General features: G+C 40.1%; 3 protein-coding genes and 1 pseudogene. 2 read left to right on the top strand and 2 right to left on the bottom strand.

Annotation, left to right across the window (positions count from 1 at the left end; all coding sequences use genetic code 11):
- Nucleotides 1-33: 33 nt before the first annotated feature.
- Nucleotides 34-650 (bottom strand): annotated as a pseudogene (locus tag BIZ37_RS29775) (transposase); the annotation flags it as partial.
- A 59-nt stretch (nt 651-709) separates the two neighbouring features.
- The gene (tnpB, locus tag BIZ37_RS29770; protein ID WP_187464618.1) at nt 710-1,213 is read right to left on the bottom strand and encodes an IS66 family insertion sequence element accessory protein TnpB; all 504 of its coding nucleotides are present in this window, start codon (nt 1,211-1,213) and stop codon (nt 710-712) included.
- A gap of 654 nt (nt 1,214-1,867) precedes the next feature.
- On the opposite strand from tnpB, the gene BIZ37_RS29765 reads away from it, so the two are divergent.
- Nucleotides 1,868-2,416, top strand: a complete 549-nt coding sequence (locus BIZ37_RS29765; protein ID WP_187464617.1) for a hypothetical protein — start codon at nt 1,868-1,870, stop codon at nt 2,414-2,416.
- A gap of 5 nt (nt 2,417-2,421) precedes the next feature.
- The coding region (locus BIZ37_RS29760) for a hypothetical protein (protein ID WP_187464616.1) at nt 2,422-3,218 on the top strand (797 nt) is incomplete at its 3' end.

The following is a 3,218-nucleotide window of genomic DNA, read 5'->3' as shown; positions in this document are numbered from 1 at the left end:
GAGACCATCATAAGCTTGGTAACCATCAGTTTAAAGATAGCCTCCGTACTTTCCAAGGAAAGCTGCCGGTCAAGTCCGCGCACGACTGTTCTGATAGTCTAACAAGACAATGTTATTCATGCCATCCAGTGTGGCGGAAGGTGAGTCAGCACCGGAGCAGTAGGCCCACATATAGCATTGCTTATCTTCCTTGAGGACATTCAGCGGTGTCTCATCCACCTGGATAGCAACCTGCCAAGTAAGTGTTCGTGTAATGCCTGGTAAAGTGGCTGTGCATATTGGTATTTACCAAGGATGTGTTGGCGAGCTGGCTTTCGGTAGCGTTTCTCTTCTTCATCCAAGTCAAGGATAATACGTTCACGCGGCAGGTCTTTGGGTGGTGGCTTGTGTTTCCCGGGGGGCTTTTTAGTGGTCGTTGTGACGACGACTTCCGGCTCCACGGAGTCGGCTTCACTTTCCACTTCATTGAACAGGTCACCCTGAGCACTGTCGTATGGCTTGAGTGCCTAAGCACGCTTGGCGAACTGGCGGTCGATGGCCAGTTTTAACTGCTCGAGCAGCGAAGCTTTTTCAGCCATCAGAGCTTTAACCATTGCTTGAAGCGCGGCGACATCTTGGCTATCAGGATTAATTGCACTCGTCATTTTCATAGCCACTATTATATCAAAATGGCGGCCTAACAAACTGATATATAGAGACTATTATAGTGTTAGCTCATTGTATAACCGTGTGTTTTGATGGGTTTATGGCCAATAATAGTGAAGCCAGCAAGCAGTCTATCCAGTTCAAATTGGCTGAAGGTAAACACTTGTTTTTTCTCGCTAACAGGCAATTTGAACTTGGCTTTTTCCAGACGCTTGTACCACAGGGCGAAGCCTGTGGTATCCCAATAAAGCCCCTTTATCTTGTCACGCTGCTTGTTGGTAAACAGAAATAGTGCGCCAGAGTCAAGAGGTAAGTCAGTCTCGGACTCAACCAATGCCGCCAGGCCATTGATAGATTTTCTGAAGTCGACGAACTCCCGGTAGAAGTAAATAGCCGGAGGGTGTACTAAGCCTCTAATGATGACAAGACACCCATAAGCTCGGCGACTTGGTAATGGGGGTCTGTTCAACCACTTCTGCGCGGATAAAGCCACTTTGCTGGTTACCACCGTCGCATTCCAGTGGCGCCGTTTAGCAAAGAACGCTGAGGTACTGTAGTTACGAAGCACATGTGGTCTATCTCGGTGACTAACTTTATGACGTTGCTTTAGCCAGCAGTAATACACACTACGCGAAACAGTAGAACCTTTACCATTCTCATTACGGAAAACTGCTCAAGGTGCATATGCATGAAATCAAAGCTCGCTATTTTAAATGCTTCGTGAAGTTGGTGGCAGCTTTTTTTACTATTACAAGCTCCTCCGCTTGCTCGGTATAGAGGCGCTTGAGCAAGTATTCTCGGCTGCAAGGTCAGCCTCTTGTTAACAGGCGCAGACCTTCCTGGAGCTTTTACGTCAGCCGTATGTTTGAGAAGCATGTAAAATATTCAGTTGTCGTGTTGTTTCTGGAATTGATGTGCTTTCAGCAAGCTTAAGCACTTGTACCTTAGACTTTTCGGTGTGTTTGATACGTGTCTTAGTGTTTGTCGTTGTTTACCTTGTTAAGTGATTTTACTCGCTTAACTGGCGTCTAAAACTGCTAGTTCAGATCATACATATGAATTCTTTATTCCATCATAAAGGTGCCTTTGTCGAAGCCCCCTGTAAGATAATCTCCAAAATAATGTAAGAACCAAGATTAATAATTTGCAAAATCATAGATTTTAGACTTTAACTATTACTGATGAGAATCATTAATGACAGCTATTAAAAGGACTTACTGTTATGATTGTACGAGCTCGCTCTCCTTCACGCTTAGGTGTTGCCGGCCATGGTACAGATATCTCAACTTATAGATATGCATTTGGTGCATGCGTTCTGAATGCTGCTATTGATATGTATGCTAATCGTAAAATCGAGTTACTAGAGGCTCAAGATGGAATTATTTTCATCTTTCTTGATAACAAGGAACCTTTTCAACCCTTTTTACTCAATTTAATAGTAGTTCAAGGTGAATTAATACTATATCAAACAGTTTATAATCGAAATTTTTGTGATTATAACGACAATAAAGCTTTACATACGAAAGTCTACACGCATTCTGAACCCCCACCAGTATGTGAGCTTGGATCATCCTCGACAATGATAGTAATGACTACTAGTGCTTATCAGAAACTCTCTTTTGACAATGAGATTGAATGTGTTTTTGTTTCTGCTGAAAAATTGTTAGTTAGAGCAACAAAATGGCAATTTAGTATAAAAAATACAATTATTGAGTCAGAGAAGCGTATAGCACCCAATTCAGTGAAGCGGTTCCGACATAATCTAAGGTAAGTATTATGTTAGTTAATGATAAATTTATATTTCTACAACTACAAAAGACAGCTTGTACTCATGTAGAGAGAATAATGTACAACCTTTTTCCTGATACTAAACAGATAGGTAAACACTATAAAGTACCTACTGACTTCAACATTGGAGAAAGAACCGTTCTCGGCTCAATAAGGAACCCATTTGACTGGTATCTATCATATTGGACATACAGTTGTTTGGCAAAAGGTGGGCCTTTTAAACGTACATGTAGCCATAAAAGTCTCAAAAATGTAATGAAGAATGAAAGGATTAATAATAGTCACAATGAGTTACCAAGACCGTTAAGATCTCTGTGTCAACATACGTTATATGAATTTACTCGCCCGGTGAATTATTGGAAATACTTGTATGAGGACGCCAATGACCCTCACAGGTTTAGATTATGGCTGAAATTGGTGCTTGATGATAAAAGAAAGTTTGATCTTTTTCAAGATTATGGAATTAGTACAGTATCAAATTTTGCAGGTATATATACTTATTTAGTCCTTTTTCTTTATACAAAAGACTTTAATAAACTTTTTTCCAAGGATTTAACGTATAGCACGATTGATAAGATGAATTTAGTGGTTGATGAATTCTTACGAACAGAGAATATTTCTTCCGACTTTACAAAGGTTTTGAAAGAAATGTCAATTCCGATAAGTGAGTCTATAAGTAAAGATCTACAAGGAAAAACTAACTCATCCAAAAGAATTCATCACAGGGACTTTTACTATGATGATGAGACTTTCAATTTAGTGAAAGATAAAGAAAAGTATATATT

This window comes from Photobacterium sp. BZF1 (genome assembly GCF_014349205.1).
GTDB lineage: Bacteria > Pseudomonadota > Gammaproteobacteria > Enterobacterales > Vibrionaceae > Photobacterium.
This window is presented reverse-complemented; position numbering and strand designations above follow the sequence as displayed.

Excerpts from the sequence above, each read along its gene's own strand:
- BIZ37_RS29765 (WP_187464617.1), top strand. The coding sequence starts at position 1,868 with ATGATTGTACGAGCTCGCTCTCCTTCACGCTTAGGTGTTGCCGGCCAT.